Origin of the sequence: Agrobacterium sp. FDAARGOS_525 (assembly GCF_003938925.1) — a bacterium.
GTDB lineage: Bacteria > Pseudomonadota > Alphaproteobacteria > Rhizobiales > Rhizobiaceae > Agrobacterium > Agrobacterium pusense.
Map to the genome: position 1 here is coordinate 1,416,227 of NZ_RKIU01000004.1, position 24,936 is coordinate 1,441,162.

Sequence of the window (24,936 nt, forward strand, 5' to 3'; positions counted from 1 at the left end):
GCCGTTAGGTGTTACGGGAGGGATGCCGATGCCTTATGATCCGCTGCGGGTTTTCCGCAAACTTGCGCGCAACAACCGGCTCGCCAATTACCGGCTGCATCAAGCCTGTCTCCAGCTTTCGCAGGAGGCGTTTGTTGCCCGCCGCATCAGTTTCTTCCCGACGCTGCGTGCGACGCTCAATCATATCTACACTGTCGACCGCTTTTATATCGATGCGTTGCAGGGCGGCACACTGGGACTGGCCGCCTTTGCCGTAGAGGAACCCTTTGCCAACATGCTGGCGTTGCAAGGCGCCCAGACAGAGCTTGACGAGGTGTTGATCGCTCTTGTCGACGGGCTCGATGAAGATCGCCTCGCCGCTATTGTCAATATCCACCGCGGCAGGCGTATCCAGCAGGATCGCTGCGACGACGTTCTGTCGCATCTCTTCCAGCACCAGACGCATCATCGCGGGCAGGCGCATGCGATGCTGTCCGGGACCCCGGTCAAGCCGCCGCAACTGGATGAATTCATTGTGGGAGATGATGCAAAGGCGAGAAAAGACGAGATGGATGCATTAGGGTGGACGGAAACCGATTTGATGTTTCCAGCCCGCAGGCCCGCCCAATGACACACGATACCAAGCAGGACATCCGCATCCGCATCAAGTTCAAGCCGAAGCGCATTTTCCAGATGCGGGTCGCGGGGCTGGCCTTCCGCGATGGCTACGTCCTGGTGCACCGGGCCACACATGAAAAATTCTGGACCTTTCCAGGCGGGCGTGCCGAAATGGGTGAGCGCTCAGAAGAAACGCTGGCGCGAGAAATGGTCGAGGAGCTCGGTGTGGAAGCCAAGATCGGGCGGCTTCTCTGGGCGGTCGAAAATTTCTTCCATTACGAAGGCAAGGACTGGCACGAACTCGGCTTTTATTACCTGATGGACCTGCCGCAAACGCTTGCCTTTCATCCCACCGACATTATTCACCGTGTTCAGGATGGCGATAACGAGCTTGAGTTTCGCTGGGTCGCGGCAACCCGGCAGGCATTGACGGAGCTCGATATTCCCCCCTATTTCATCGCCGACGAAATAGAGAACCTGCCCAGGGCCACGCGACACCTTGTCTGGCACGACGGCGATCTGGACGATAAATGACCTCTCCGCCCCAACGTCACATGATCCGGTTGGATCGCAGACCGCAGCTTTTCAGCATGCGCGTGGCAGCCCTCATTTTTCAGAGTGATCATCTTCTGGTGCAGCGTGGCGCAGGGGATGACTACTGGGCCTTGCCTGGCGGTCGGGCTGAAATCGGTGAAAGCTCCGAGCAGACCATTGTTCGCGAGATCGGTGAGGAGCTTGATCGGACGTGTTCGGTGGAGCGCCTTTTATGGTCGGCCGAAAACTTTTTCGCCTATGACGGTTATTGGGCCCATGAGTTGGGATTTTATTATCTCGTTTCGCTGGGCCATGCCCTGCCATTCCATGAAAACCACATCGTCCACAGGGTGATGGATGGCATCGAGGTCGAATTCCGCTGGCTGCCTTCACGAACTTCCGCGCTGATCAGGAACGATCTGCGCCCGCGCTTCATCGCAGAGCGCATCGAGGCGTTGCCCCTGCGGCACGAGCATCTGATTGTCCGCGAGGGCCGCTCCGACGCTACTGAAAATCCCAAGGAGACATTATGAGCGAGCTTTTGGTTTCGCTGTCGGGTGAACTGATCGAACACGGTCACCGCCTGATGCAACGCGTCTATTACGAGGACACCGATTTTTCCGGCCTGGTTTATCATGCGCGGTACCTGCATTTTCTTGAGCGGGGCCGTACCGATTACCTGCGTTGCCTCGGCTGCGAACAAAGTGCGCTTCTGACCGCTGATGAAGAAGGTCTGGTCTTCGTCGTGCATCGCATGGAGATCGATTTTAAAAGCCCCGCCCGGATGGACGACGTGCTGACGGTGACCACCATCACCGAGAAGGCCGGGGGCGCAAAAATGGTGCTTAATCAGGAAATCAGGCGCGGTGAAACGCTGCTCGTCGCCGCCAAGGTCATCATAGCCGTCATCAATGCCAATGGCCGGCCAAGGCGTCTTCCCGAGACGGTGGCGGAAAAATTTCTGAAGTAATTGATGGGCCGGATCAGTAAATCCGCCGGGCGTGGCCGGGTTGTAACACTCCTTTAACCATAATGGTGTCTTACTTTAGCAACTGGCATTTGTGCAGCGCACGCCTTCCTTTCACCAAATTTATTGGCAAGTAAGGCTTACTGGCAAGTATCGGGGTATGGCTAAGGGGTTGGCGGCTGTTGCCGCAGGACTTCGAGCGTTAACACGCGTTTGAATCGCCCGGTCCCGTACCGGGCGTTTGGATTCGGGGATTGGATATTTATGGAACAGGCAGGTTTGGCAGCGGCGACGCATGATGTAAGTCTCTGGGCGCTGTTTATGCAGGCGGGCCTCATCGTTAAGCTCGTGATGATCGGGCTTATCGCCGCCTCGGTCTGGACGTGGGCAATCGTCTTCGACAAATATGTGAGCTTCGGCAAGGCGAGGCGCCAGTTCGACCAGTTCGAACAGGTGTTCTGGTCGGGCCAGTCTCTTGAAGAGCTCTATCGCACGCTGGCGGAGCGCCAGAATGGCGGTCTGGCCGCAATTTTCGTTTCGGCCATGCGCGAATGGAAAAAATCCTTCGAGCGTGGCGCACGTTCGCCCATCGGCCTGCAGATGCGTATCGACCGGGCAATGGACGTGACCATGGCGCGGGAAAGCGAACAATACGAGGCGCGCCTCGGCTCGCTCGCCACCATCGGTTCGGCCGGCCCCTTTATCGGTCTCTTCGGCACGGTTGTCGGTATCATGACCTCGTTCCAGGCGATTGCCGGTTCGAAGTCCACCAACCTCGCGGTCGTGGCTCCCGGTATCGCGGAAGCGCTTCTTGCAACCGCGATCGGCCTTGTCGCGGCTATTCCCGCGGTTATCGCCTACAACAAGTTCACGGCTGACGCACACAAGCTTTCCGCCCGAATGGAAGGTTTCGCCGACGAATTTTCGGCAATCCTGTCGCGACAGATCGATGAAAAACTTCAGACACGGCAGGCCGCCCAGTAAGCGGCCGACTGCAATGCCGTCGAGTGATTTGCCGCAAGGCAAAACGGAGTAGATGATATGGGTATGTCAGCAGGTGGCAGCGGCGGCGGTTCCGGCGGACGCCGGGGTGGACGCGGCGGACGGCGCAGAGGCGGCGCGATCAGCGAAATCAACGTGACGCCGCTGGTCGACGTCATGCTCGTGCTGCTCATCATCTTCATGGTGGCGGCGCCTATGATGACTGTCGGCGTGCCGATCGACCTGCCGCAGACCTCCGCCAATGCGTTGAATTCGGACACGCAACCGATCACCATTTCCGTGAATGCCAATGGCCAGATCCATTTGCAGGAAACGGAAATCCAGGCGGCTGAAGTGGCGGACAAGCTGCAGGCAATCGCCACGACCGGCTATAACGAACGCATTTTCGTGCGCGCGGATTCCGTTGCCGCCTATGGCGTCGTTGCGGATGTGATGGCGCGTATCCAGGCGGCCGGTTTCAAAAACATCGGCCTTGTGACCCAGCAGAAACAGGACAATTGACGTAAAGCGATGAAGGGCAGCCTTACCACATCCGCGATCGTGCATGCGTCGCTTCTGGCTTTCGCCCTTGTCTCCCTGGGCTCGCCGGAACCCCTTGACGTGTCTCAGGCTGAGGCCTTGCCGGTGGAGCTGGTGCCGATCGAGGAACTGACCCAGATACAGCAGGGCGATAAAAATGCGCCCAAGGCGGAAAAATCCGCGCCTGTTCCGACAACCCGTCCCGATATCATCGAGAACGCGCAGAATATTGGCAATAACACCGCGGATATCGAGGCGCCGCCGACGCCGACCGCCAAGCCTAACGACAATATCGCCGCGGCCGCACCGCCAAAGCAGGAGAAGCCGCAGCCCGTCGTTGATACCAAAGCGAATGAGGTGAAGGAAATCGTGAAGGAGGAAACCTCGGCTCCCAAGCCGCAGGAAATGGCCGCCTTGCCGCAGACCAAGCCTGAAGTCGCACCGCAGCCCAAGACCGAGCCGCCGCCGCAGGAAACCAAGGCGGAAGAACCGCCGCCTGCCACGCAGGAGCCGGCAGAAATACCGGTGCCGCAGAACGTTCCCCGTCCGAATTCGAGGCCCGAGCCGCCGAAGCCGGAAGAGCCGAAACAGGCCGAGACGAAGCCAGCGGAGCAGAAACCGGCCGAAAAGCCAGCTGAGAAAAAGCCGGATCAGGCAAAGTCGACGGACAAGCCTTCCGATAAGAAGCCCGGCGAGAAGAAGCAGGAGACTGCGAAGTCCGCTTCCTCGAAAGAAAGCGATTTCAACGCCGACGATATTGCCGCGCTGTTGAACAAGCAGGCGCCTTCCGGCGGCGGCGCAAAGCGCTCGACGCAGACGGCAGCCCTTGGCGGCAAGAAATCAACGGGCGGCTCGACGCTCAGCCAGACGGAAATGGATGCGCTACGCGGCGCGATCCAGAAGAACTGGCAGATCATTCCCGGCATGGCGGATGCCTCGGACGTTCGCGTCCGGGTGACCATGAAGCTCGACCGTGATGGCTCCATCATCGGTCGGCCCGAGATCGAGGCGACGGGCGGTTCCGAAGGGACGCGCCGTGCCCTTTCCGGCGGAGCTTATCGCGCCATCATGCGTTCTGCTCCGTTCACGAACCTTCCTGCCGACAAATACGATGCATGGAACGAAGTCGTCGTGAACTTCGATCCCAGTGAATTGCTATGAATGCTGAAAGGCCTGGCAACATGAAGATATTTTCGCCGATCCGGCTGGTGCTCGCTGTCGCGGCCCTCATGTCGGTTTTCTCCGCACCGGCTTTTGCACGGGTGGAAATCAATATCAACAAGGGTAATGTCGAGCCGCTGCCGATTGCCATCACCGACTTCATGTCGAGCGACGGCATCGGCGCGCAGGTCTCCGCGGTCATCGCCGCCGACTTGCAGCGGTCCGGTCTCTTTGCGCCGGTCAACAAGAACGCCTTCATCGAAAAGATCAGCAATCCGGATCAGCAGCCGCGTTTCGAAGACTGGAAGGTCATCAACGCGCAGGCGCTCGTTACCGGTCGCGTGACGCGCGAAAGCGACGGCCGCCTGCGCGCCGAATTCCGCCTGTGGGATACCTTCGCCAATCAGCAGATGACGGGCCAGCAGTTCTTCACCCAGCCTGAAAACTGGCGCCGTGTCGCTCACATCATCGCGGATGCCATCTACGAGCGCGTCACCGGTGAAAAGGGCTATTTCGATACCCGCGTCGTTTTTGTTTCCGAAAGCGGACCAAAGACCGCCCGCAAGCGGCAGCTGTCGATCATGGACCAGGACGGTTTCAACGTCCGCAACCTGACCAACTCGAACGACATCGTCCTGACACCGCGTTTTTCGCCGAGCCGTCAGGAAGTGACCTACATGTCCTTTGAAGGCCAGCAGCCACGCGTTTATCTGCTGCAGCTGGAAACCGGACAGCGTGAAGTCGTCGGCAACTTCCCAGGCATGACGTTCTCGCCGCGCTTTTCGCCTGACGGGCAGAAGGTGATCATGAGCCTTCAGCAGGATGGCAACGCCAATATCTACACCATGGATCTGCGCTCTCGTACCACGACACGCCTGACCAACACGTCGGCGATCGATACGGCCCCGTCCTATTCGCCTGACGGTCAGCGTGTTGCCTTTGAAAGTGACCGTGGCGGCCGCCAGCAGATTTACGTCATGAATGCCGATGGTTCCGGCCAGCAGCGCATTTCCTTCGGCGATGGTTCCTATTCCACGCCGGTATGGTCCCCGCGCGGCGATCTGATTGCCTTCACCAAGCAGTCTGGCGGCAAGTTCTCGATCGGTGTGATGAAGACGGATGGTTCGGGCGAACGAATCCTGACCAGCGGCTTCCACAATGAAGGGCCAACCTGGGCACCGAATGGCCGCGTACTGATGTTCTTCCGCCAGAACGCGGGTGCGGGCGGTCCGCAGCTCTATTCGATCGACCTGACGGGCTACAATGAACAGCTCATCAAGACACCGACCTTCGCTTCAGACCCGGCCTGGTCGCCGCTTCTGGACTGATATGACTGCCATCACGGCGCCGGCTTAAACCGGTGCCGTGATGTTTTACGCATTCCACAGGGAAATGTGCCTCTTTCTTGCCGCAAAGTGTTGTGAGGGAGCAAAAAACTGGGACATTTCCTTTCTGTTAACCATAAGCGTTTGCCGGCTATTAACCGCGATCAGTTAGTGTCCGGCAACGTTATTGAAATCCTAAGGAGAGACCGGCGATGAGCCGTACACATATTTCGGCACTCAGCCCCATGCAGAAACTGGCCCGTAACCCGGCTGTCATCGCCATGACGCTCGCGCTTGCTCTCGCAGGCTGCGCGAACAAGAAGAACATGCCGAACAGCGCCGGTGAACTCGGCCTTGGTGGCGCAGGCTCTGCAACGCCGGGCTCCCAGCAGGACTTCACGGTCAATGTCGGCGACCGCATCTTCTTCGACACGGACTCCACCTCGATCCGCGCCGACGCCCAGCAGACCCTGCAGCGCCAGGCACAGTGGCTTGCCCGTTACCCGAACTACGCCATCACGGTCGAAGGCCATGCCGACGAGCGCGGCACGCGTGAATACAACCTGGCACTCGGCGCCCGCCGTGCGGCAGCAACCCGCGACTTCCTGGCCTCTCAGGGTGTTCCGGCAAGCCGCATGAAGACGATCTCCTACGGCAAGGAACGTCCGGTCGCGGTTTGCGACGACATTTCCTGCTGGTCGCAGAACCGTCGCGCGGTCACGGTTCTCGGCGGCGCAGGCATGTAATCGCCTGACGTTTTTGTGAACGTAAATAAAGGGCGGTCTTCGGGCCGCCTTATGTTTTTTTCATAGTTTGGCCGAAGTTAAGTTGCTTTTTCGGTCGATATGGAAAAAATCCGGCTTGCACTATTCCGGTGCAAATCAGTTAAGGCAGGACGAATGAGATGAAGAAACTTGTCGTGGCGGGAATGCTGGGGCTTGCAGCCTGCACCGGCTTGAGCGGCACAGCCGTTTCGGGTCCGCTGTTCGGTGCGGGGGGTAGCTTCGGCACGATCAATTCTCAGCAGCAGCCCCCGGTCGTCCGGGTTCAGGCCAATGAAGCCTATCGGGTTCAGCAGCTTGAAGAACAGATCCGGCAACTCAACGGCCGTATCGAGGAAATGAGCTTCCAGCTTTTGCAGATGCAGGAGACGATCCGCAAGGCGCAGGAAGACAATGAGTTCCGCTTCCAGGAACTGGAAAGCGGAAAGGGCGGAAGTCCTGCAGCAACGCCGAAAAAGAAGGCGGAGGCAAGTCCGGTCAGTCCGGCGACGCCCCCGACCGACGACGTTGCAACGATCATCGAAACGCCACCCGAGGGTGGCGCTTCCGTTTCACCGTCTGCTCCCTCCAGTGCTCCGACAGGCGCGCCGGGTGAGACCACGCTCGGTTCGATCGAACTTGATTCCAAGGGGATGCCTATTGGCGGCACGCTCAATTCAGGCGCCAACAATTCTTCCGGCAGCCTTCCCGGCGTGACAACAGGCAACAGCACGCGCAAGACCGATCCCGTCAATACAGCGGCGCTGACCAGCGAAGGCGATATCTACCAGGCCGCTTACGGTCATGTCCTTTCCGGTGATTACAAGCTGGCGGAGCAGGGGTTCCAACAATATCTGCAGGGTTACCCCAAGGGCACGAAAGCCGCGGATGCGAGCTTCTGGCTGGGTGAAGCGCAATATTCTCAGGGCAAGTTCAACGAAGCCGCGAAGACCTTTCTTAACGGCCACCAGGCCTATGGCAAGTCTCCGAAGGCTCCGGAAATGCTTATGAAGCTTGGCATGTCCCTTGCCGCTCTCGATAATACCGAAACGGCCTGCGCCACGCTGCGCGAGGTGCCGAAGCGTTACCCCAATGCCTCGAAGACCGTGCTGAACAAAGTCGCCAGTGAACAGAAGCGGCTGAGCTGCTGATCCCTCTTTCCCATTGAAGTGCGGTCTGTCCATGCCTGCCAAGACCAGCATTCCAGACGAAACCGGGCTTGTCCCGCTTGAGGCTGCGCGATTGTTCGTCGCGAAACTGCGCAAACCTGCGCATATTCTCGTTGCAATTTCCGGCGGCAGCGATTCCACCGGTTTGTTGCTCGCATTGCACGAAGCTTCCATCGGTTCAGGGGATCAGGTGCGGCTGTCGGCCGTCACGGTCGATCATGCGCTACGGCCCGAATCCGCTGACGAGGCAAAAAAAGTCGCCACGTTATGCGCCGGGCTTGGCATCTTTCATGCCGTGCGCCGTTGGGAAGACCAAAAACCCGCCTCCGGTTTGGCCGAGGCCTCGCGCCTGGCGCGTTACCATCTGATTGCTGGTGTCGCGGACACGATGAGCGCCGATGTCATCGTGACGGGGCATACACGGGGCGACCAGCGGGAAACGGTTGCGATGCGCGCCGCCCGCGGTAAACGGGCTGATAATCTCGGCTTGTCGGGTATGGCAGACGCCGTGCTGTATGGTGGGCGTCACTGGGTCATGCGGCCATTTCTGCATTGCGAGCGCCAAGCCATTCGCGATTATCTTCTCGAAAGGGCGCAAGGCTGGATCGATGATCCCAGCAATGAAAACCGCAAATATGAGCGGGTGAGGGTGCGGCAGGCACTGGACGATACGCCTCGTCTTTTTCCGTACGGAACGTCAGACACAAGGTCGGAATTATCCGCACGCGCAGCCCGGTTTGTACATCATAACTCTTGTTTTTTTTTCCTTGGTTTAATCAGGATAAACGCTGAGAGCCTCGGTGAAGACCCCGCTGTTATCCGGTACGCGTTGTCGGCGCTATCAGGTGTTATCGGCGGTCGACGATATCCCATGGCCTCTGACACGATGGACAGGGTGATGGCGCTTGTCGCGAATCGAGAACCGGGAAGGATAACGGCGAACCGCGTCGTGTTCGATTACCGCAAGGATACCCTCTACCTGATGCGGGAAAACAGAAACATTCCATCACTGCGAATGCCGCCGGGCGCGAGGATGGTTTGGGACGAGCGCTTTGACGTGTTCAACCGTTCCGATGCAGAGATAGTCGTCCGCGCTTTTGGCGCCGGAGACACAATGGGTATTCCGATCAAACCTTCCGGTGTCATTCCTCCGGGGATATTGAAACGCTCCAGCCAGACAATGCCGGTCTTCGTGCGCGAAAATCACGATCTGGAATTTCCGGGGTCCGGCGTGGCGGCGATCCGCCCGCTGCTTGCGCCTTATGATCTTTTTCTTCCGCGTTTCGACCTTGAGTTGGCCAATGTGATTGCCATGCGCCTCCTGCACGCCGCCTATCCACAGCCCCCGGTTTAAATCAGGCCTCATTTTCGTGAATTGCCTTGGAACAGTTTTTACACCAAAACGCATCAGATAATGCGCTTTGCCTTGGCAAGGGCAGATGTCGTCCTTATGTTAAGGGCACGTAATAGCGGGCAGTAGTTGTGCCCGTGTGAGTTCGGGGAGTTCGATGAACCCAAATTTCAGAAATTTCGCCTTGTGGGCCGTGATCGCCCTCTTGCTGATCGCGCTGTTCAGCATGTTCCAGACGTCGCCGACGCAAACGGGTTCACGGGAAATTCCGTATTCCCAGTTTCTCCGCGACGTGGATTCCGGGCGAGTTCGCGACGTGACCGTCACCGGTAACCGGGTTCTCGGAACCTATACCGAAAACGGCACGGCCTTTCAGACCTATTCCCCCGTCATCGACGACAGCCTGATGGAGCGCTTGCAGAGCAAGAACGTGACCATCGTGGCGCGCCCGGAAAGCGATGGCTCCTCGGGCTTCCTGAGCTATCTCGGCACGCTTCTGCCGATGTTTCTCATTCTTGGCGTCTGGCTGTTCTTCATGCGGCAGATGCAGGGTGGTTCGCGCGGTGCGATGGGCTTCGGCAAGTCCAAGGCCAAGCTCCTGACGGAAGCCCATGGCCGCGTGACGTTTGACGACGTTGCCGGCGTGGATGAAGCCAAGCAGGATCTTGAGGAAATCGTGGAATTCCTGCGTGACCCGCAGAAGTTCCAGCGCCTCGGCGGCAAGATTCCGCGCGGCGTTCTGCTTGTTGGTCCTCCGGGCACCGGTAAGACGCTTCTTGCGCGTTCCGTCGCAGGTGAAGCCAATGTGCCGTTCTTCACGATTTCCGGTTCGGATTTCGTGGAAATGTTCGTTGGCGTCGGTGCCAGCCGTGTGCGTGACATGTTCGAGCAGGCGAAGAAGAATGCGCCTTGCATCATCTTCATCGATGAAATCGACGCCGTCGGCCGCCATCGTGGCGCCGGCCTCGGCGGCGGTAACGACGAGCGCGAACAGACGCTGAACCAGCTGCTGGTTGAGATGGACGGTTTCGAGGCGAATGAGGGCATCATTCTCATCGCCGCCACCAACCGTCCTGACGTTCTCGACCCCGCACTTCTGCGTCCCGGCCGTTTCGACCGTCAGGTTGTCGTGCCGAACCCTGATATCGTTGGCCGCGAACGCATCCTCAAGGTGCATATCCGCAACGTGCCGCTCGCGCCGAATGTCGATCTCAAGGTTCTGGCTCGCGGTACCCCCGGTTTCTCGGGTGCGGATCTGATGAACCTCGTCAACGAAGCCGCCCTCATGGCCGCCCGCCGCAACAAGCGCGTGGTGACCATGCAGGAGTTCGAAGACGCCAAGGACAAGATCATGATGGGCGCGGAACGCCGCTCCTCCGCCATGACCGAGGCCGAAAAGAAGCTGACCGCCTATCACGAAGCCGGTCATGCCATCACCGCTCTGAAGGTTGCCGTGGCCGATCCGTTGCACAAGGCAACGATCATCCCGCGCGGCCGCGCACTTGGCATGGTGATGCAGCTGCCGGAAGGCGACCGCTATTCCATGAGCTACAAGTGGATGGTGTCGCGCCTCGTGATCATGATGGGTGGCCGCGTTGCCGAAGAACTGACCTTCGGTAAGGAAAACATTACCTCGGGCGCGTCTTCGGATATCGAGCAGGCAACCAAGCTTGCCCGCGCCATGGTCACGCAATGGGGCTTTTCCGATGCGCTCGGCCAGGTCTCCTATGGTGAAAACCAGCAGGAAGTGTTCCTCGGCCACTCCGTTTCGCAGTCGAAGAACGTCTCCGAAGCCACAGCCCAGACGATCGACACGGAAGTTCGCCGCCTGATCGACGAGGCTTATGCCGAGGCTCGCCGCATTCTGACGGAAAATCACGATGGTTTCGTTGCGATTGCCGAGGGTCTGCTCGAATACGAAACCCTGACGGGTGACGAGATCAAGGCACTGCTGAAGGGCGAAAAACCCGCCCGCGATCTGGGCGACGATTCTCCGGGCAGCCGTGGTTCCGCGGTGCCGAAGGCCGGCACCAAGAAGGACGGTCCCAGTGAAGTGAAGGGTGACGGTGAAGCAAAGGGCGACGGTGAAGCCGAAGGCGGCATGGAGCCGCAGCCGCATTGATCGACCGCGTCTGTTAGAAATTGTAAAAGGCCATCCGGGCTTCCGGGTGGCCTTTTCATTTTGGTAACAAGATATAAGCCATTTTTGCGGTAATTTACGTGCTGTTTATCGTGGTTTGTGGCATCTAGCCAAAAACGCTTCCGGCTGTTTTCAGCTTGTGCCGGAACGCTGGAAAAGATTTGGAGTTCAAATGGCACGCCGTTATTTCGGAACCGATGGTATCCGCGGACAATCGAACGTCTTCCCCATGACGCCTGATCTGGCGATGCGGGTTGGCATTGCCGTCGGGACGATTTTCCGCCGTGGCCATCATCGCCATCGTGTCGTCATCGGCAAGGATACGCGCCTTTCCGGCTATATGCTGGAAAACGCCCTGGTTGCCGGCTTCACCGCCGCCGGTCTCGATGTCTTCCTGCTCGGCCCGATCCCGACGCCGGCCGTCGCCATGCTGACCCGCTCGCTGCGCGCGGATATCGGCGTGATGATCTCGGCCTCGCACAATCCCTTCTCCGACAACGGCATCAAGCTTTTCGGGCCTGACGGTTACAAGCTTTCCGATGAGCTGGAGCTGGAGATCGAAGACCTCCTCGACAAGGATATCTACGCCCAACTGGCGAAACCTGCCGAAATCGGCCGGGCGAAGCGCGTCGATGGCGACATCTATCGTTATATCGAGTTCGTGAAGCGCACCCTGCCGCGCGACGTGACATTGAGCGGCCTGCGAATCGCCATCGACTGCGCCAATGGCGCGGCTTATAAGGTGGCGCCCGCGGCTCTCTGGGAACTCGGCGCGGAGGTCGTCACCATCGGCAACGAGCCGAACGGCATCAACATTAACCTCGAATGCGGTTCCACGCACCCGGAAGCCCTTCAGAAAAAGGTCCACGAGGTGCGGGCCGATATCGGCATTGCGCTGGATGGTGATGCGGACCGCGTCATCATCGTTGATGAACGCGGTGAGATAGTTGATGGCGACCAGCTGATGGCCGTCATCGCCGACAGCTGGGCCGAAGACAACACGCTCCGCGGCGGTGGCATCGTCGCAACTGTCATGTCCAATCTCGGTCTTGAGCGGTTTCTTGGCGACAAGGGCCTCACCCTTGCCCGCACCAAGGTGGGCGACCGCTATGTGGTCGAACACATGCGCAACCACAATTTCAATGTTGGCGGTGAGCAGTCCGGCCATATCGTGCTGTCGGATTACGGCACGACGGGGGATGGGCTCGTTGCGGCATTGCAGGTTCTCGCCAAGGTCAAGCGCTCCGGCCGCACGGTGAGCGAGGTTTGCCGCAAGTTCGAGCCCGTGCCGCAGCTTTTGAAGAATGTCCGTATCTCCGGTGGCAAACCGCTGGAAAACCCGGTCGTGCAGCAGGCAATTGCGGATGCGGAAAGTGCGCTTGCCGATAATGGCCGCCTCGTCATCCGCCCTTCCGGCACCGAACCGCTGATCCGCGTGATGGCGGAAGGCGACGATAGCGCGAAGGTGGAGCGTATCGTCAATGATCTTGTCGGCATCATCGCGAATGCCCGCTCTGCCGCGTGAGGCATAGCAACAATAAATCAGCAAAAAGCCGGCCTTCCGCCAGCTTTTTCTTTGAGTATTTACTAATAAATATAGTGAATGAGCGTGGTTAATCGGGACTTAACCATTTTACGTCAATCTCCATGACTGAACAGTTCACTGGCATCTGCTGCCGCAAACGCACGTGCCTCTTCTGGAGTGGAAGTCATGAAAAACGCCCTGGCCGGATTTCTGGCCGTCCTGCTGACCGGCACCAGCGCCATTGCCGCCGATCTTTATCAAGCTGAGCCTGCGCCGACCTATGCTCCCGAAGTGGAGATCACCCAGGCAAGCGGCTGGTATCTGCGAGGCGACGTCGGTTATTCTTTCAATAAGCTGCGTGGTGCCAATTATTATCAGGGTGGCCCTGGTGGCTATCTCGCTGATTTCGATACCGCGAAGATCGACGATAGCTATGTCATTGGCGCCGGTGTCGGTTATCAGTTCAACAACTATTTCCGCAGTGACGTGACCTTCGACTATATGGGCAAGTCGGATTTTCGTGGCTCCACGAGCGGTTTCTGCGGTTCCGTTCCCGGCCGCTGCGTCTCGGAGGATCTTAGCTCGGTTCGCGCCTATACTCTGATGGCAAATGCCTACGTCGATCTCGGGACTTACGGACGCGTGACGCCGTATGTCGGCGGTGGTATCGGCGGCTCCTACGTCAAGTGGGACAAGCTGCGCAACACATCCTGCAGTGTCAATGGTCTTGGCTGCGACCCGACCACCGAACACGGCGGCAGGGGCAAGTGGCGTTTCGCTTACGCCCTTATGGCTGGCGCATCCATTGATGTTACCTGTAATCTGAAGGCCGATATCGGTTACCGTTTCCGTCACATCAACAAGGGCGACATGTTCGCCTATGAGAATGGCGGCGGCCCCGGCCGTGACAAGGGCCTCTATTCGCATGAAGTGCGTGTCGGCGGCCGTTATGTCTTCAACGGTTGCGACACCGCGCAATACATGCCGCCTGCCGATATTCCTCTGCAGCCTGCCGTTTATAAATAATCGTCACGCCAACCTGATAGTTTCGGGCCGTCCGCATCCTCCGGGTGCGGGCGGTTTTGTTTTATCGGCATGTGGCAAGGGACATGACGCATATGGACCAAGATTCTTCTGCGTAGCGACATATTCCGCTTGACTGGGATCGGCGACAGGAATAGCAACGGCGTCAGGACACTCCACCCTAACGTGGAGCGCCTATCTGGAAGGGTAGTCAAATGACAGATATCGTGAAGCCGGACGTCCGTCCGGGCAATACGCATTTTTCCTCTGGTCCCTGCTCGAAGCGCCCCGGTTGGTCGCTAGATGCTCTCTCCGATGCGCCGCTCGGTCGCTCGCATCGCGCCAAGGTTGGCAAAGCCAAGCTGAAGCAGGCCATCGATCTCACCCGTGAAGTTCTTGATGTTCCCGCCGATTATCGCATCGGTATCGTTCCCGCATCCGACACCGGCGCCGTTGAAATGGCGCTCTGGTCGCTGCTCGGCGAACGTGGCGTCGATATGCTGGCCTGGGAAAGCTTCGGCGCCGGCTGGGTCACCGACGTCGTCAAGCAGCTGAAGCTGAAGGACGTTCGCAAGTTCGAGGCCGATTACGGCCTGCTGCCGAACCTTGCCGAAGTCGATTTCGACCGCGACGTGGTCTTCACCTGGAACGGTACGACCTCTGGCGTTCGTGTTCCCAACGCCGATTTCATTCCCGCCGACCGCAAGGGCCTGACCATCTGCGACGCCACCTCGGCGGCTTTCGCGCAGGATATGGACTTTACGAAACTCGACGTCGTCACCTTCTCCTGGCAGAAGGTTCTCGGCGGCGAGGGCGGCCATGGCGTCATCATCCTGTCGCCGCGCGCCGTTGAGCGTCTCTTGAGCTACGCACCGGCATGGCCGCTGCCGAAAATCTTCCGCATGGTTTCCGGCGGCAAGCTGATCGAAGGCATCTTCACCGGTGAAACCATCAACACGCCGTCCATGCTCTGCGTTGAAGATTATATCGACGCGCTGCTCTGGGCAAAGAATCTCGGTGGCCTGAAGGCGCTGATCGGCCGCGCCGATGCCAATGCCAAGGTTATCTACGACTTCATCGAGAAGAACGACTGGATCGCTAACCTGGCCGTGAAGCCGGAAACTCGCTCCAATACGTCCGTCTGCCTCAAGATCGTCGATCCCGAGGTCCAGGCGCTGGATGCCGCGGCACAGGCCGATTTTGCCAAGGGCGTCGTCGCCCTGCTCGAAAAGGAAAATGTCGCCCTCGATATCGGCGCTTACCGCGACGCCCCGTCCGGTCTGCGCATCTGGGCCGGCGCCACCATCGAGACGGCTGATATGGAAGCCGTCATGCCCTGGCTCACCTGGGCTTACCAGACGCAGAAGGCAGCACTTTCCAAGGCTGCCGCCTGATTTGATACCGGCCCTGCGCTGATGCAGGGCCGCATAGTTCCCGCTTTCAAAACTGCACCGTTTTTCAAGGAGCCCGTGAACCATGGCACCTCGCGTACTCGTATCCGACGAACTGTCGGAAACCGCCGTCCAGATTTTCCGTGATCGTGGCGTCGAAGTTGATTTCCAGCCGAAGCTCGGCAAGGACAAGGACAAGCTTGCTGAAATCATCGGCAATTACGATGGCTTGGCCATCCGCTCTGCCACCAAGGCAACCGAAAAGCTGATCGAAGCCGCGACCAACCTCAAGGTCATCGGCCGCGCCGGCATCGGCGTCGACAACGTTGACATCCCGGCTGCCTCGCGCCGCGGTATCATCGTCATGAACACGCCTTTCGGCAACTCCATTACAACGGCAGAACACGCGATTGCGCTGATGTTTGCCGTCGCCCGCCAGCTTCCTGCAGCCGACAGCTCCACGCAGGCCGGCAAGTGGGAAAAGTCGAAGTTCATGGGTGTCGAAATCACCGGCAAGACGCTCGGCGTCATCGGTGCGGGTAACATCGGTTCGATCGTCTGCTCGCGTGCACTTGGCCTCAAGATGCACGTTCTCGCCTACGACCCCTTCCTGTCGCCGGAGCGCGCGCAGGAAATGGGCGTCACCAAGGTTGAGCTGGACGAGTTGCTGGCCCAGGCCGATTTCATCACCCTGCATGTGCCGATGACCGACAAGACGCGCGGCATCCTGAACGCCGAGAACCTTGCCAAGACCAAGAAGGGCGTACGTATCGTCAACTGCGCCCGTGGTGGTCTTGTGGATGAAGCTGCCCTTGCGGAAGCCATCAAGTCCGGCCATGTCGCCGGTGCCGGTTTTGACGTGTTCGAAGTCGAGCCCGCCACCGAGAGCCCGCTTTTCGGCCTTCCTAACGTCGTCTGCACGCCGCATCTTGGCGCTTCGACCACGGAAGCACAGGAAAACGTTGCCCTGCAGGTTGCCGAGCAGATGTCGGATTACCTCGTCAAGGGTGCCGTGTCCAACGCCATCAACATGCCGTCGATCACGGCTGAGGAAGCGCCGCGTCTGAAGCCCTTCATCCGTCTCGCGGATGTTCTCGGGTCTTTCGTCGGCCAGGTACAGGAAAGCGCCACCAAGGAAATCGAAATCCTTTATGACGGTGCAACCGCCAACATGAACACGAAGGCGTTGACCAGTGCATTGCTGGCCGGCCTCATCCGCAGTCAGGTTGCCGACGTGAACATGGTTTCGGCCCCGGTCATGATCAAGGAGAAAGGCATCATCCTTTCCGAGGTCAAGCGCGACAAGACCGGCGTTTACGACGGTTACATCAAGCTGACGGTGAAGACGGAAAACCAGATCCGCTCGGTTGCCGGCACGGTGTTCTCGGATGGCAAGCCACGTTTCATCCAGATCAAGAACATCAACATGGATGCCGATGTCGGATCGCACATGATCTACATCACCAATACCGACGTTCCCGGCATGATCGGCTTCATGGGCACCACGCTCGGCGAGGCTGGCGTCAACATCGCCAACTTCCAGCTTGGACGTGAAAAGGAAGGCGGCGACGCCATCGCCCTGCTTTATGTCGACGGTCCGGTTTCCGAAGAGGTGCTGGACAAGCTGCGCGCCAACCCGGCCATCCGCCAGGTCAAGCCGCTGACGTTCAACGTCGACTGATCTATCGTTCCTCCCAAGGGGACAATAGGAACCGGTGCAGGGGAAACCCTGTGCCGGTTTTCTTCCAGCTTTCGATTTGCGGCAGATTTCACGCGCCTCACGCCTTGGTTGCATATCACAAAAAATTTAAGCCGAGCGGTCTAAAAATGATGATCATGAGTTGCTATATCGCCTGTTGAGATGCCGCTCATGGGAGGGCGGCCAATAGGAGATAACGATGTTTGCTGCCTTTCGGCGCTTCAAGGGTTTGTTCGCAGTCGCCGCGCTTGGTATCGCGGTGTCTTTTGTGGCGGTTGATATGGCAGAAGCACGTCGCGCCAGCGGCGGTTTCGGCAGCCGTGGCACGCGGACCTACTCCGCTCCGCCTTCGACCAGCACTGCGCCCGGCCAGACCGCGCCGATTAACCGCAGCATGACGCCCAACACCAACCAGGCAGCTCCTGGCGCTGCTCAGCCGGCACGTCCTGGCGCACAGGCGCCGCAGCAAAATCGTGGCCTCTTCGGCGGCATGATGGGTGGTCTGATGGGCGGCCTGCTGATGGGCGGTCTGTTCGGCATGCTTCTGGGTGGTGGTTTCGGCGGCATGGCCGGTTTCTTCGGCATGTTGCTGCAGGTTGCGCTGATCGGCCTTCTGGTCATGCTCGCCATGCGCTTCTTCGCGTCGCGCCGTCAGGGCCAGCCCGCTTATGGATCGGCCAACGGCTCGCACCGCACGGATCATTCCGGCTCCTCCTATAATGGCGGTTCGCAGGCGGGTCCGGCCGCATCCTCGTTCAAGATCCCGAAGATCGGCGCGATGGCCGGCGCTGCGGGCGGAGCGGCTGCTGCTGCCGCAACGGCAAAGCCCACGCCCCACGCCAACGCCATCTCGGAGGGCGACGAAATCGGCATCACGCAGGGCGACCTCGAGACGTTCCAGAAAATGCTGGAAGACGTGCAGGCTGCCTATGCCGCCGAGGATTATGGCACATTGCGCAAACTGACGACGCCCGAAGCCATGTCTTATCTCGCTGAAGAACTCAGCGATAACGCGACCAGCGGTGTGAAAAACGACGTGCGCGAGGTGACGCTACTGCAGGGCGATGTCGCCGAAGCATGGCACGAAGAAGGGCAGGACTACGCGACAGTCGCGATGCGCTACTCTGCCATCGACGTGATGCGCGACCGCACCTCCGGCAAGGTGATCGAAGGTGACGAGCAACATCCGTCCGAATCGGTGGAAATGTGGACCTTTGTCCGCCGCCCCGGCAACGACAACTGGCAGGTCGCCGCCATCCAGGCCGCCGCCTGACGAATCAGAGCCTCTTAAACGGATAAGGCCCGGCGGTCGCTTCACCGCCGGGCCTTATCCGTTTCGTTCGATAAGCTTCCTAAAAAGCATGGCGGGATGCCGCCAAAAAAGATTGGGAGATCTTACGGGTGATATATCCGCCAGCCACGCGCGGCGGATTCGGCTTTCCCCTGCCATGCAAGGCCTTGAGGCTTGTTTGCCTTGGTATGTTCCGAGCGCATGGCTCATCCGTTTCACGGAATTGCCTTTTTTCATTCATCGGGCATTCAGTCCCCGCGTCCTAACCACAGGGCGTACACGTCAATGTGACTTTTCGTGCCGGTTCTAAACCGCTTTGGGAGCGGAACCTCAGCGGCAAAAACGCGTTGACAATCCAATTCCCGGCATCTCGCAGGCCGGGCTGGGTGGCCGGGCAATGCACGGCCCGCGAGAACGGAGAGCTATCGAAATGAAACGCTTTGACCTGATCGACGGGATGCGTGGTTACTTCCTCGTCTTCATGCTGATCAACCATCTGGTGTTTGCCGGCGGCTTCTGGCTGGTGGAAATCAACCATCGCCAGTTCGCCTTTGTCGAGGACGCGCAGGGCTTCGTATTCCTGTCCGGCCTGCTGATCGGCATGGTATATGCGCGCAAGATGATGAAATATGGCTATGACGCCGGTAAACAGATGATCTGGAACCGCGCGCTGGAACTCTATCGTTATGCGATGGGTCTCGTCATCGCCGTTCTGTTCTTCCGTATGATCATCCCGCATGCGCCCTACATCTGGTACAATTGGCTCGGCATGACGTCTTTCGACGATCCGCTGCGTCTGACGGCAATTGCGACATTTCTCTTCCAGCCGACCTTCATGGACATTCTGCCGCAATATATTGTCTACATGATTTTCGCGCCTGTCCTGGTGAAGCTCTGCCTCGATGGCAAGTGGGCCTATGTCATGGCCGGCTCGCTGCTGGTCTGGATGGCGGGACAGCTTGGCCTGCAGCAGATTGTGACGACGCCTCTCAATGAACTCGTCAAGGGCGCGGACGAACAGGGTATTCGCGTCAGCTTCAACCTGCTCGGCTGGCAGCTGGTGTTCTACTCGGCGCTGGTGATGGGTGCTATGACGGCGCAGAACCGCATTCCGTGGAAGAAGATTTTCTCCCCGGAGCATACCTGGCTGCCGAAGGCCGCGCTTGTCATCTGCCTGTTCTTCATGCCGCTCCGCATCGCTACCGCGTGGGGTCTGATGCCGGAATTCATGATGGGCAAGTTTTCGACGATGGAAATCCGCGCCGATTTCGGCCCGGTCTACCTCATCAACTTCCTCGCCGTCGGCGTTGGCCTCACCTGGCTCGTGATTGCCGGACCGCATCACCACCGCCCGCTCGTGCGCTCCATCGCCGAAGGCGTTATCTGGGTGCTGTCGCTGAAGTTCCTGCAATTGCTCGGCCGCCACTCGCTGCAGGTCTATGTCTGGCACGTGGCGATCGTCTATGGCGTTTATTATCTCGATGGACGCACGGCGGAACTGTCGCAGCTGAACAAGACGCTGATCGCCTTTACGGCCATCGGATTGCTGGCCATGCCCGCCCTGTGGCGGGAGCGCGACAAGTGGTTCGGCAGCAGCGGCCAGAAGACGGCTGGCGCCTGAAGCCCTCCACAAGGGGAATCAGACGGCTTTACGGGGCGGTTTTCCGCCCCGTACTTGCGTGTGAGGCCATTCCTTTCTATATGCAGCCCTTAAATCCGCGGTATGGCGAGACAGGACGGCCCGTTTGGTGGGCAGGGTTTCTCGCGGCGGATGACCGACAGGCGGCGGGGCCTTTACCCCCGTTATGACTGACGATGGGAAAAAACGTGAATACGCTCGATTTTGACAAGAGGCCGGAAGATACCCGGATCGTTGTCGCCATGTCCGGTGGCGTCGATTCTTCTGTTGTGGCCGGTATCCTCAAGCGCGAGGGCTACGATGTCCTCGGCATCACCCTCCAGCTGTATGACCATGGCGCCGCCGTGCACCGCGCCGGCTCCTGTTGCGCCGGCCAGGATATCGACGATGCGCGCCGGGTCTGCGAAACGCTGGGCATCCCTCATTACGTGCTGGATTATGAAGCGCGGTTCCGTGAAACCGTCATCAACCCCTTTGCGGAAGCTTATGCGATGGGTGAGACCCCCATTCCCTGTGTTGCCTGCAACCAGACGGTAAAATTCGCCGATCTTCTAGCGACCGCGCAGGAACTGGGTGCCGATGCGCTGGCCACGGGCCACTACATCCGTTCGCGGCCCAACCCCGTTCCCGGCCAGGCGGGCCGCCGCGCGCTCTATCGGCCGATCGACAGCGACCGCGACCAGAGCTGGTTCCTGTTCGCAACCACGCAGGAACAGATCGATTATCTGCGCTTTCCCCTCGGTGGCCTCTCCAAGGCCGAAACACGGGCTTTGGCGGAAGAAATGGGGCTTGTCGTTGCCAAAAAGGCCGACAGCCAGGATATCTGTTTCGTGCCGCAGGGCAAATATACCGATATCATCAACAAGCTGAAGCCGAATGCGGCTCTGGCGGGTGATATCGTGCATCTCGACGGGCGTGTGCTCGGCCGCCACGATGGCATCGTGCATTATACGATCGGCCAGCGCCGCGGTATCGGTGTTGCGACGGGCGAGCCGCTTTACGTCGTGCATCTCGATGCGCGTGGCCGCCGGGTCATCGTTGGCCCACGTGAGGCGCTGGAAACCCGCCGCGTCTATCTGCGTGACATGAACTGGCTGGGTGATGGCGACCTGGCCGTCGACGCCGGGCAGGGCTTCGCCTGCTTCGCCAAGGTGCGTTCCACCCGTCCTCCGACGGAGGCAGTGCTGCATGCGGATGAGAATGGTATCTATGTGGACCTGATGACCGGAGAGGCGGGTGTCGCGCCCGGTCAGGCCTGCGTGCTTTATTCCGCGCCGGGCGCGGATGCCCGCGTGTACGGCGGCGGTTTCATTGAACGGTCCGAGCGCTCGGCGGAGGCCGAGGCGTCGCTCAAGGCGCTTCTGGAAAAGCCGGTTGCCGCCTGAAACCACTCGCTTTTTGCAGCGATGCGGAAAGCGAATTTTTTGCGCATCTTGCGCTTGACACTTTGGGGAGCGGCACCTTATAAGCCGCTCATCCTGATGGAACGAGCCGGTCACATGACTGTCACGTTTCCCCTGTGGCGGGGTAGCTCAGGTGGTTAGAGCAGCGGAATCATAATCCGCGTGTCGGGGGTTCAAGTCCCTCTCCCGCTACCAACTTTATCACCGACAGTTCAGAACTCATAAGGCTTGAGAGATAAGCCTTCAGGCTGACCGAGTAGGCTTCGCCCGCGGGTGTCGGTTCTACAACGACCGCGGCAACCAGTTGCCGAAACGTCTCCCCGAGCTCCATCGGCACGTTGCCGTCACTCGATCGCAAGATTTTAGCCAAGCTCTCGATGCTCGACCGGAAGCGCAACAAAGCCTTCGGCTGAAGCTCAATCACATTTGCCGGCTCCTCGACGCTGTCGAGAATGGCCTGAAATTTATTCCGCTCCTCGCGAAGGCCAGCCAGCAAAACCGCCGCCTCGTCGTCTTCGATGAGCCCTTTCGATATTTTTTCAACAATTTTCGTGATGCCATCTTTCGCATCATTCAAGCCGCGCTGCGCCGCCGCCCTGCTTTTGAAGGCATTCCCGCGCCGCCGCTTCAACTCCTCCTCGTAAGTCTTCACGTAGGCCTCGATAACGCTCGTATCGGCAAACGCCATGCGCAAGCTGTCGATAACCTGTTCTTCAATCCGGTCGATATAGAACCGCCTGCGATTATCGCACGTTCCGGATTCGCGGTAGGTGCTGCACTGGATGCGATTGCCGCCCCGATCCGGCCCGACGATCACCATTCCGCCTCCGCACGCTCCACAGCGCAGCAGGCCGGAAAGCAGCCGCTTCGATCTGGGCTGCATCATCTTGTGTTCGCCGCCGGTCGCGGCCTTTCTTTCCTGCACCTTCTGAAAAAGCCACTCGTCCACGATGCGCAAATGCGGAACATCGATCGTCTCATGTTCGCTTGCGTCGTTCGTGCGGGAAACGCGGCGGCCGGTGCTGGGGTCTTTGACCATCCGCACCCGGTTCCAAACCATCCGGCCGTCATAGATCGGATTGCGCAGGATGCCATATCCACGCGTCCCGCTGCCGTTGATGGTTGACGCGTTCCACTTATCGCCGCGGGGAGGGGCGATGCCTTCTTCGTTCAATGCGCCGGCAATAGTGCGCGGCGATGTCCCGGCCGCATACTGCTTGAAAATCCGGACGATGATCTGGGCCTCATCAGGAAGAATGCGAAGCTCTCCCGGCTTTCCCGGTACCGGCTCATAGCCGTAAGCCCTACCGCCGGCGTGTCGACCAGACCGCACAACGCCGACCATGCCACGCTTGACTTTCTTAGCGCCTTCCTCGCGCTGCATCTGGCCGACGACGCCATACATGCCGATTTGCATCGTGTCCATGACGCCGCCGTTCACGCAGTTCATCTCGACGCCGCGAAACTTCAACGTCTTGTGAATATGCGCCAGGTCGGCAATGTCTCGGGAAACACGGTCGGGCGATTCCGAAATCAGAACTTCGAATGTTCCGTTTTCCGCGTCCTGCATGAGTTGAGACAGGCCAGCCCGCCCAAACATGGACGCGCCGGATTTTGCTCTATCGTGAAACGTCTTGACGATCTGCGCCCCGATGCGCTGCGCGTGGGCTTCGCAAAGCCTGATTTGATCCTCGACGGACTTGTCGTTTTGCAGGTCGGTCGAATACCGGGCGTAGATTGCAGCGCGTTTCATTTCGATCTCTTGGCGGGTGTGGCGGGTTTCACGTCGTCATTGGACGGTCGCAGGCTTTCAGCGTCTTCCTTGGCCTGCCACCTTGCCAATGCTTTCGCGAACTCGATCAAAGGATTTTCTTTCTCCATTGATTAGTTCTCCCCGTTATTCGACTTATCCACAGGGGTTATCTTGTCGAAAGACTTGACGAACGCAGCCAACTCGCCTGCCTTCATGTCCTCGCATTCGGCTTCGTACTGAACGAGCAGACACATGCGAATATGCGCCTCGTCGTCGTCTTTGGGCTTCCGGTGGTTCAGCGTCTCGATCAGCCGGGTCCGTTCGGAGTGCATAAACTCCAACATCGTGCTGAGATATTCACCTGCAGGCTTGAGGCCTTTGTCGGTCTTGCTCCTGGGCTGGTTCATGACGCCGGAAAGCCCGGTTATCGCGAGCGACAGTGCTTCGTACACGGCGTTAAACTGACGGCCCTCGAAAGCCGTCATATCCAGTTCATCGAGCCAGTCCTGCTCGGGCCGAAGAAATTGAGCAGGGATACCATTGATCGCCGTAATCATGCTTCTTCTCCCGAATTGATGAGGGTTGCGAGGAAGACGGCCTGATCCTGGCCGGTCATGGACGAGCCGTAGACCTTCTTGATATGCGCGGCTTTCATGCGCGCGTCTTCCAGTGTGGCGATCGGATGCGCGATGATGGCTTCGTTCAGATCGTTTTCCAGATCGGCAAGCCGATCCTGTTCTCTGCCGAGATCATGGAAGCCGCTTGATGTGGCCCATGCCTGATAGCGCGCTTCGCGGGCGTCGAACATCGTGAGATAATGCTGACGATCAGCTTCGATCCTGGCAAAGTGAGGCGCGAAGTTCTGCGCGTTTCCGCAGAAATCGGCGTTCATCTTGAAAACCTTCGCCTCGCAGTCGAATAGGTGATTCACAGCATCGCGCGACATCACGAACTGCTGCTTCAGCATGTGCCAGCGGTAACTGTGCGTCAGTTCGGCTTTCTCGAGCTTCGCTACTGGCGGGCGCTCGGGACTTTCCCAAAGGGCCTCCGACAAACCGTCGATGCGATTGGCTTCGGCTGTGACGTCGTTGTAGGCAGAGATCAGCGTTGCCAGCGCCGACGGCTCGGTCTGGGCGGTCGTTACAGTCTCGCAGGCCGTGGCAGCTACAGGGAGAGCGGCAGCAGCTACGCCGCCGAGAAAGGTGCGACGGGTCGTTTTCATGCTGAATGCTCCTCAGTGACCGGGATTTTGATGAGGGTGTGGACGCCATCGTGATTGATGGTGATGCGATCGATCGCCAAATCGGGATTATCGCGGATGATCTGCCCTGCCTGATGCAGGAGATCGGAAAGCCGTTCCTTCGCCGTCTGACCTTCGAGGTAAGCAAGCGCGCCCTTCACGAGCGTGGCGCTGACCACAGAACAGTCGAAATCCTCGTTTTCCTTGTCGGCAAGACGAAGCGCAGCAATCAGCCCATCAAAAGTCGTCAGCCGGGCCGAGCTTTCGAAAAACGCATCCATTGCGGAATGCATCTCAATTTCCTCGGGGCTGTCTTCGAGGGGGCCGTTACGGTTATTCGCTGCTTCGATCGCTGCGTTGTGCCGCGCAATCATCGCTTCAAGGGTAACTTCTGGCATGGCTTCGCCAGCGGCCGGAATCGTGTTCGGCATGATCATTCTCCAAAT

The 24,936-nt window shown here is 59.0% G+C and carries 24 protein-coding genes and 1 tRNA gene; 21 read left to right on the plus strand and 4 right to left on the minus strand.

Annotation, left to right across the window (positions count from 1 at the left end; translation table 11 throughout):
• Window positions 1-28 precede the first annotated feature (28 nt).
• The 20 genes from EGT36_RS22920 (at window position 29) to EGT36_RS23015 (ending at window position 21,692) form a co-directional block, all read left to right on the plus strand.
• Window positions 29-610 (plus strand): DinB family protein, encoded by a 582-nt coding sequence (locus tag EGT36_RS22920; RefSeq protein ID WP_004445740.1) that lies wholly within the window; start codon window positions 29-31, stop codon window positions 608-610.
• Window positions 607-1,131, plus strand: a complete 525-nt coding sequence (locus tag EGT36_RS22925) for an NUDIX hydrolase (protein ID WP_125271115.1) — start codon at window positions 607-609, stop codon at window positions 1,129-1,131. Before EGT36_RS22920 ends, EGT36_RS22925 begins: the two co-directional genes overlap by 4 nt.
• Window positions 1,128-1,664: an NUDIX hydrolase gene (locus EGT36_RS22930; protein ID WP_006697168.1), complete on the plus strand. Its 537-nt coding sequence runs from the start codon at window positions 1,128-1,130 to the stop codon at window positions 1,662-1,664. The genes EGT36_RS22925 and EGT36_RS22930 overlap by 4 nt, the downstream gene beginning before the upstream one ends.
• A complete protein-coding gene (gene ybgC, locus EGT36_RS22935) occupies window positions 1,661-2,101 on the plus strand; it encodes a tol-pal system-associated acyl-CoA thioesterase (protein WP_004445735.1) in 441 nt (146 codons plus the stop codon). Before EGT36_RS22930 ends, ybgC begins: the two co-directional genes overlap by 4 nt.
• A gap of 261 nt (window positions 2,102-2,362) precedes the next feature.
• Window positions 2,363-3,082, plus strand: coding sequence for a protein TolQ (tolQ, locus tag EGT36_RS22940; RefSeq protein WP_003523238.1), 720 nt, complete (start codon window positions 2,363-2,365; stop codon window positions 3,080-3,082).
• Window positions 3,083-3,139: 57 nt separating this feature from the next.
• Window positions 3,140-3,601: a protein TolR gene (gene tolR / locus EGT36_RS22945; RefSeq protein ID WP_004445732.1), complete on the plus strand. Its 462-nt coding sequence runs from the start codon at window positions 3,140-3,142 to the stop codon at window positions 3,599-3,601.
• 9 nt (window positions 3,602-3,610) lie between these two features.
• A complete protein-coding gene (gene tolA / locus EGT36_RS22950) occupies window positions 3,611-4,780 on the plus strand; it encodes a cell envelope integrity protein TolA (RefSeq protein ID WP_072493288.1) in 1,170 nt (389 codons plus the stop codon).
• A gap of 20 nt (window positions 4,781-4,800) precedes the next feature.
• Window positions 4,801-6,108 carry a Tol-Pal system beta propeller repeat protein TolB gene (gene tolB, locus EGT36_RS22955; RefSeq protein ID WP_004445729.1) on the plus strand — a complete coding sequence of 436 codons (1,308 nt, stop codon included), beginning with the start codon at window positions 4,801-4,803 and terminating at the stop codon, window positions 6,106-6,108.
• 209 nt (window positions 6,109-6,317) lie between these two features.
• Window positions 6,318-6,851, plus strand: a complete 534-nt coding sequence (pal, locus tag EGT36_RS22960; protein ID WP_004445728.1) for a peptidoglycan-associated lipoprotein Pal — start codon at window positions 6,318-6,320, stop codon at window positions 6,849-6,851.
• 158 nt (window positions 6,852-7,009) lie between these two features.
• Entirely contained in the window at window positions 7,010-8,017 is a 1,008-nt protein-coding gene (ybgF, locus tag EGT36_RS22965; RefSeq protein ID WP_022563043.1) for a tol-pal system protein YbgF, read from the plus strand.
• Between the two features lie 31 nt (window positions 8,018-8,048).
• Window positions 8,049-9,389, plus strand: coding sequence for a tRNA lysidine(34) synthetase TilS (gene tilS / locus EGT36_RS22970; protein ID WP_125271116.1), 1,341 nt, complete (start codon window positions 8,049-8,051; stop codon window positions 9,387-9,389).
• A 154-nt stretch (window positions 9,390-9,543) separates the two neighbouring features.
• Window positions 9,544-11,508: an ATP-dependent zinc metalloprotease FtsH gene (gene ftsH / locus EGT36_RS22975; RefSeq protein WP_004445722.1), complete on the plus strand. Its 1,965-nt coding sequence runs from the start codon at window positions 9,544-9,546 to the stop codon at window positions 11,506-11,508.
• A gap of 190 nt (window positions 11,509-11,698) precedes the next feature.
• Window positions 11,699-13,051 carry a phosphoglucosamine mutase gene (gene glmM, locus EGT36_RS22980; RefSeq protein ID WP_004445721.1) on the plus strand — a complete coding sequence of 451 codons (1,353 nt, stop codon included), beginning with the start codon at window positions 11,699-11,701 and terminating at the stop codon, window positions 13,049-13,051.
• A gap of 186 nt (window positions 13,052-13,237) precedes the next feature.
• Entirely contained in the window at window positions 13,238-14,077 is an 840-nt protein-coding gene (locus tag EGT36_RS22985; protein WP_004445720.1) for an outer membrane protein, read from the plus strand.
• 212 nt (window positions 14,078-14,289) lie between these two features.
• On the plus strand, window positions 14,290-15,468 hold the full coding sequence (locus EGT36_RS22990; RefSeq protein ID WP_022563040.1) for a phosphoserine transaminase: 1,179 nt from the start codon (window positions 14,290-14,292) through the stop codon (window positions 15,466-15,468).
• Between the two features lie 82 nt (window positions 15,469-15,550).
• A complete protein-coding gene (gene serA, locus EGT36_RS22995; protein ID WP_003506257.1) occupies window positions 15,551-17,146 on the plus strand; it encodes a phosphoglycerate dehydrogenase in 1,596 nt (531 codons plus the stop codon).
• A 217-nt stretch (window positions 17,147-17,363) separates the two neighbouring features.
• Window positions 17,364-18,437 carry a Tim44 domain-containing protein gene (locus tag EGT36_RS23000; RefSeq protein WP_022563039.1) on the plus strand — a complete coding sequence of 358 codons (1,074 nt, stop codon included), beginning with the start codon at window positions 17,364-17,366 and terminating at the stop codon, window positions 18,435-18,437.
• A gap of 448 nt (window positions 18,438-18,885) precedes the next feature.
• Window positions 18,886-20,076: an OpgC family protein gene (locus EGT36_RS23005; RefSeq protein WP_037094639.1), complete on the plus strand. Its 1,191-nt coding sequence runs from the start codon at window positions 18,886-18,888 to the stop codon at window positions 20,074-20,076.
• Between the two features lie 206 nt (window positions 20,077-20,282).
• On the plus strand, window positions 20,283-21,479 hold the full coding sequence (gene mnmA, locus EGT36_RS23010) for a tRNA 2-thiouridine(34) synthase MnmA (RefSeq protein ID WP_004445712.1): 1,197 nt from the start codon (window positions 20,283-20,285) through the stop codon (window positions 21,477-21,479).
• 136 nt (window positions 21,480-21,615) lie between these two features.
• A tRNA-Met gene (locus tag EGT36_RS23015) sits at window positions 21,616-21,692 on the plus strand.
• Here EGT36_RS23015 and EGT36_RS23020 read toward each other — a convergent pair.
• Complete coding sequence (locus tag EGT36_RS23020) at window positions 21,649-23,235, minus strand: recombinase family protein (protein WP_286084344.1); 1,587 nt, start codon at window positions 23,233-23,235, stop codon at window positions 21,649-21,651. The two genes, EGT36_RS23015 and EGT36_RS23020, sit on opposite strands and share 44 nt — an antisense overlap.
• Between EGT36_RS23020 and EGT36_RS31150 the strand changes: the two genes are divergently transcribed.
• Window positions 23,122-23,385: a hypothetical protein gene (locus EGT36_RS31150; RefSeq protein ID WP_286084330.1), complete on the plus strand. Its 264-nt coding sequence runs from the start codon at window positions 23,122-23,124 to the stop codon at window positions 23,383-23,385. The two genes, EGT36_RS23020 and EGT36_RS31150, sit on opposite strands and share 114 nt — an antisense overlap.
• Here the strand turns inward: EGT36_RS31150 and EGT36_RS23025 are convergent.
• The 3 genes from EGT36_RS23025 to EGT36_RS23035 are packed head-to-tail and all read right to left on the minus strand — an operon-like array spanning window position 23,382 to window position 24,921.
• Window positions 23,382-23,807: a hypothetical protein gene (locus EGT36_RS23025; RefSeq protein ID WP_125271117.1), complete on the minus strand. Its 426-nt coding sequence runs from the start codon at window positions 23,805-23,807 to the stop codon at window positions 23,382-23,384. The genes EGT36_RS31150 and EGT36_RS23025 overlap by 4 nt on opposite strands.
• Window positions 23,804-24,472 carry a hypothetical protein gene (locus tag EGT36_RS23030; RefSeq protein ID WP_125271118.1) on the minus strand — a complete coding sequence of 223 codons (669 nt, stop codon included), beginning with the start codon at window positions 24,470-24,472 and terminating at the stop codon, window positions 23,804-23,806. Before EGT36_RS23030 ends, EGT36_RS23025 begins: the two co-directional genes overlap by 4 nt.
• Window positions 24,469-24,921, minus strand: a complete 453-nt coding sequence (locus EGT36_RS23035) for a hypothetical protein (protein WP_125271119.1) — start codon at window positions 24,919-24,921, stop codon at window positions 24,469-24,471. The genes EGT36_RS23030 and EGT36_RS23035 overlap by 4 nt, the downstream gene beginning before the upstream one ends.
• Window positions 24,922-24,936 lie beyond the last annotated feature (15 nt).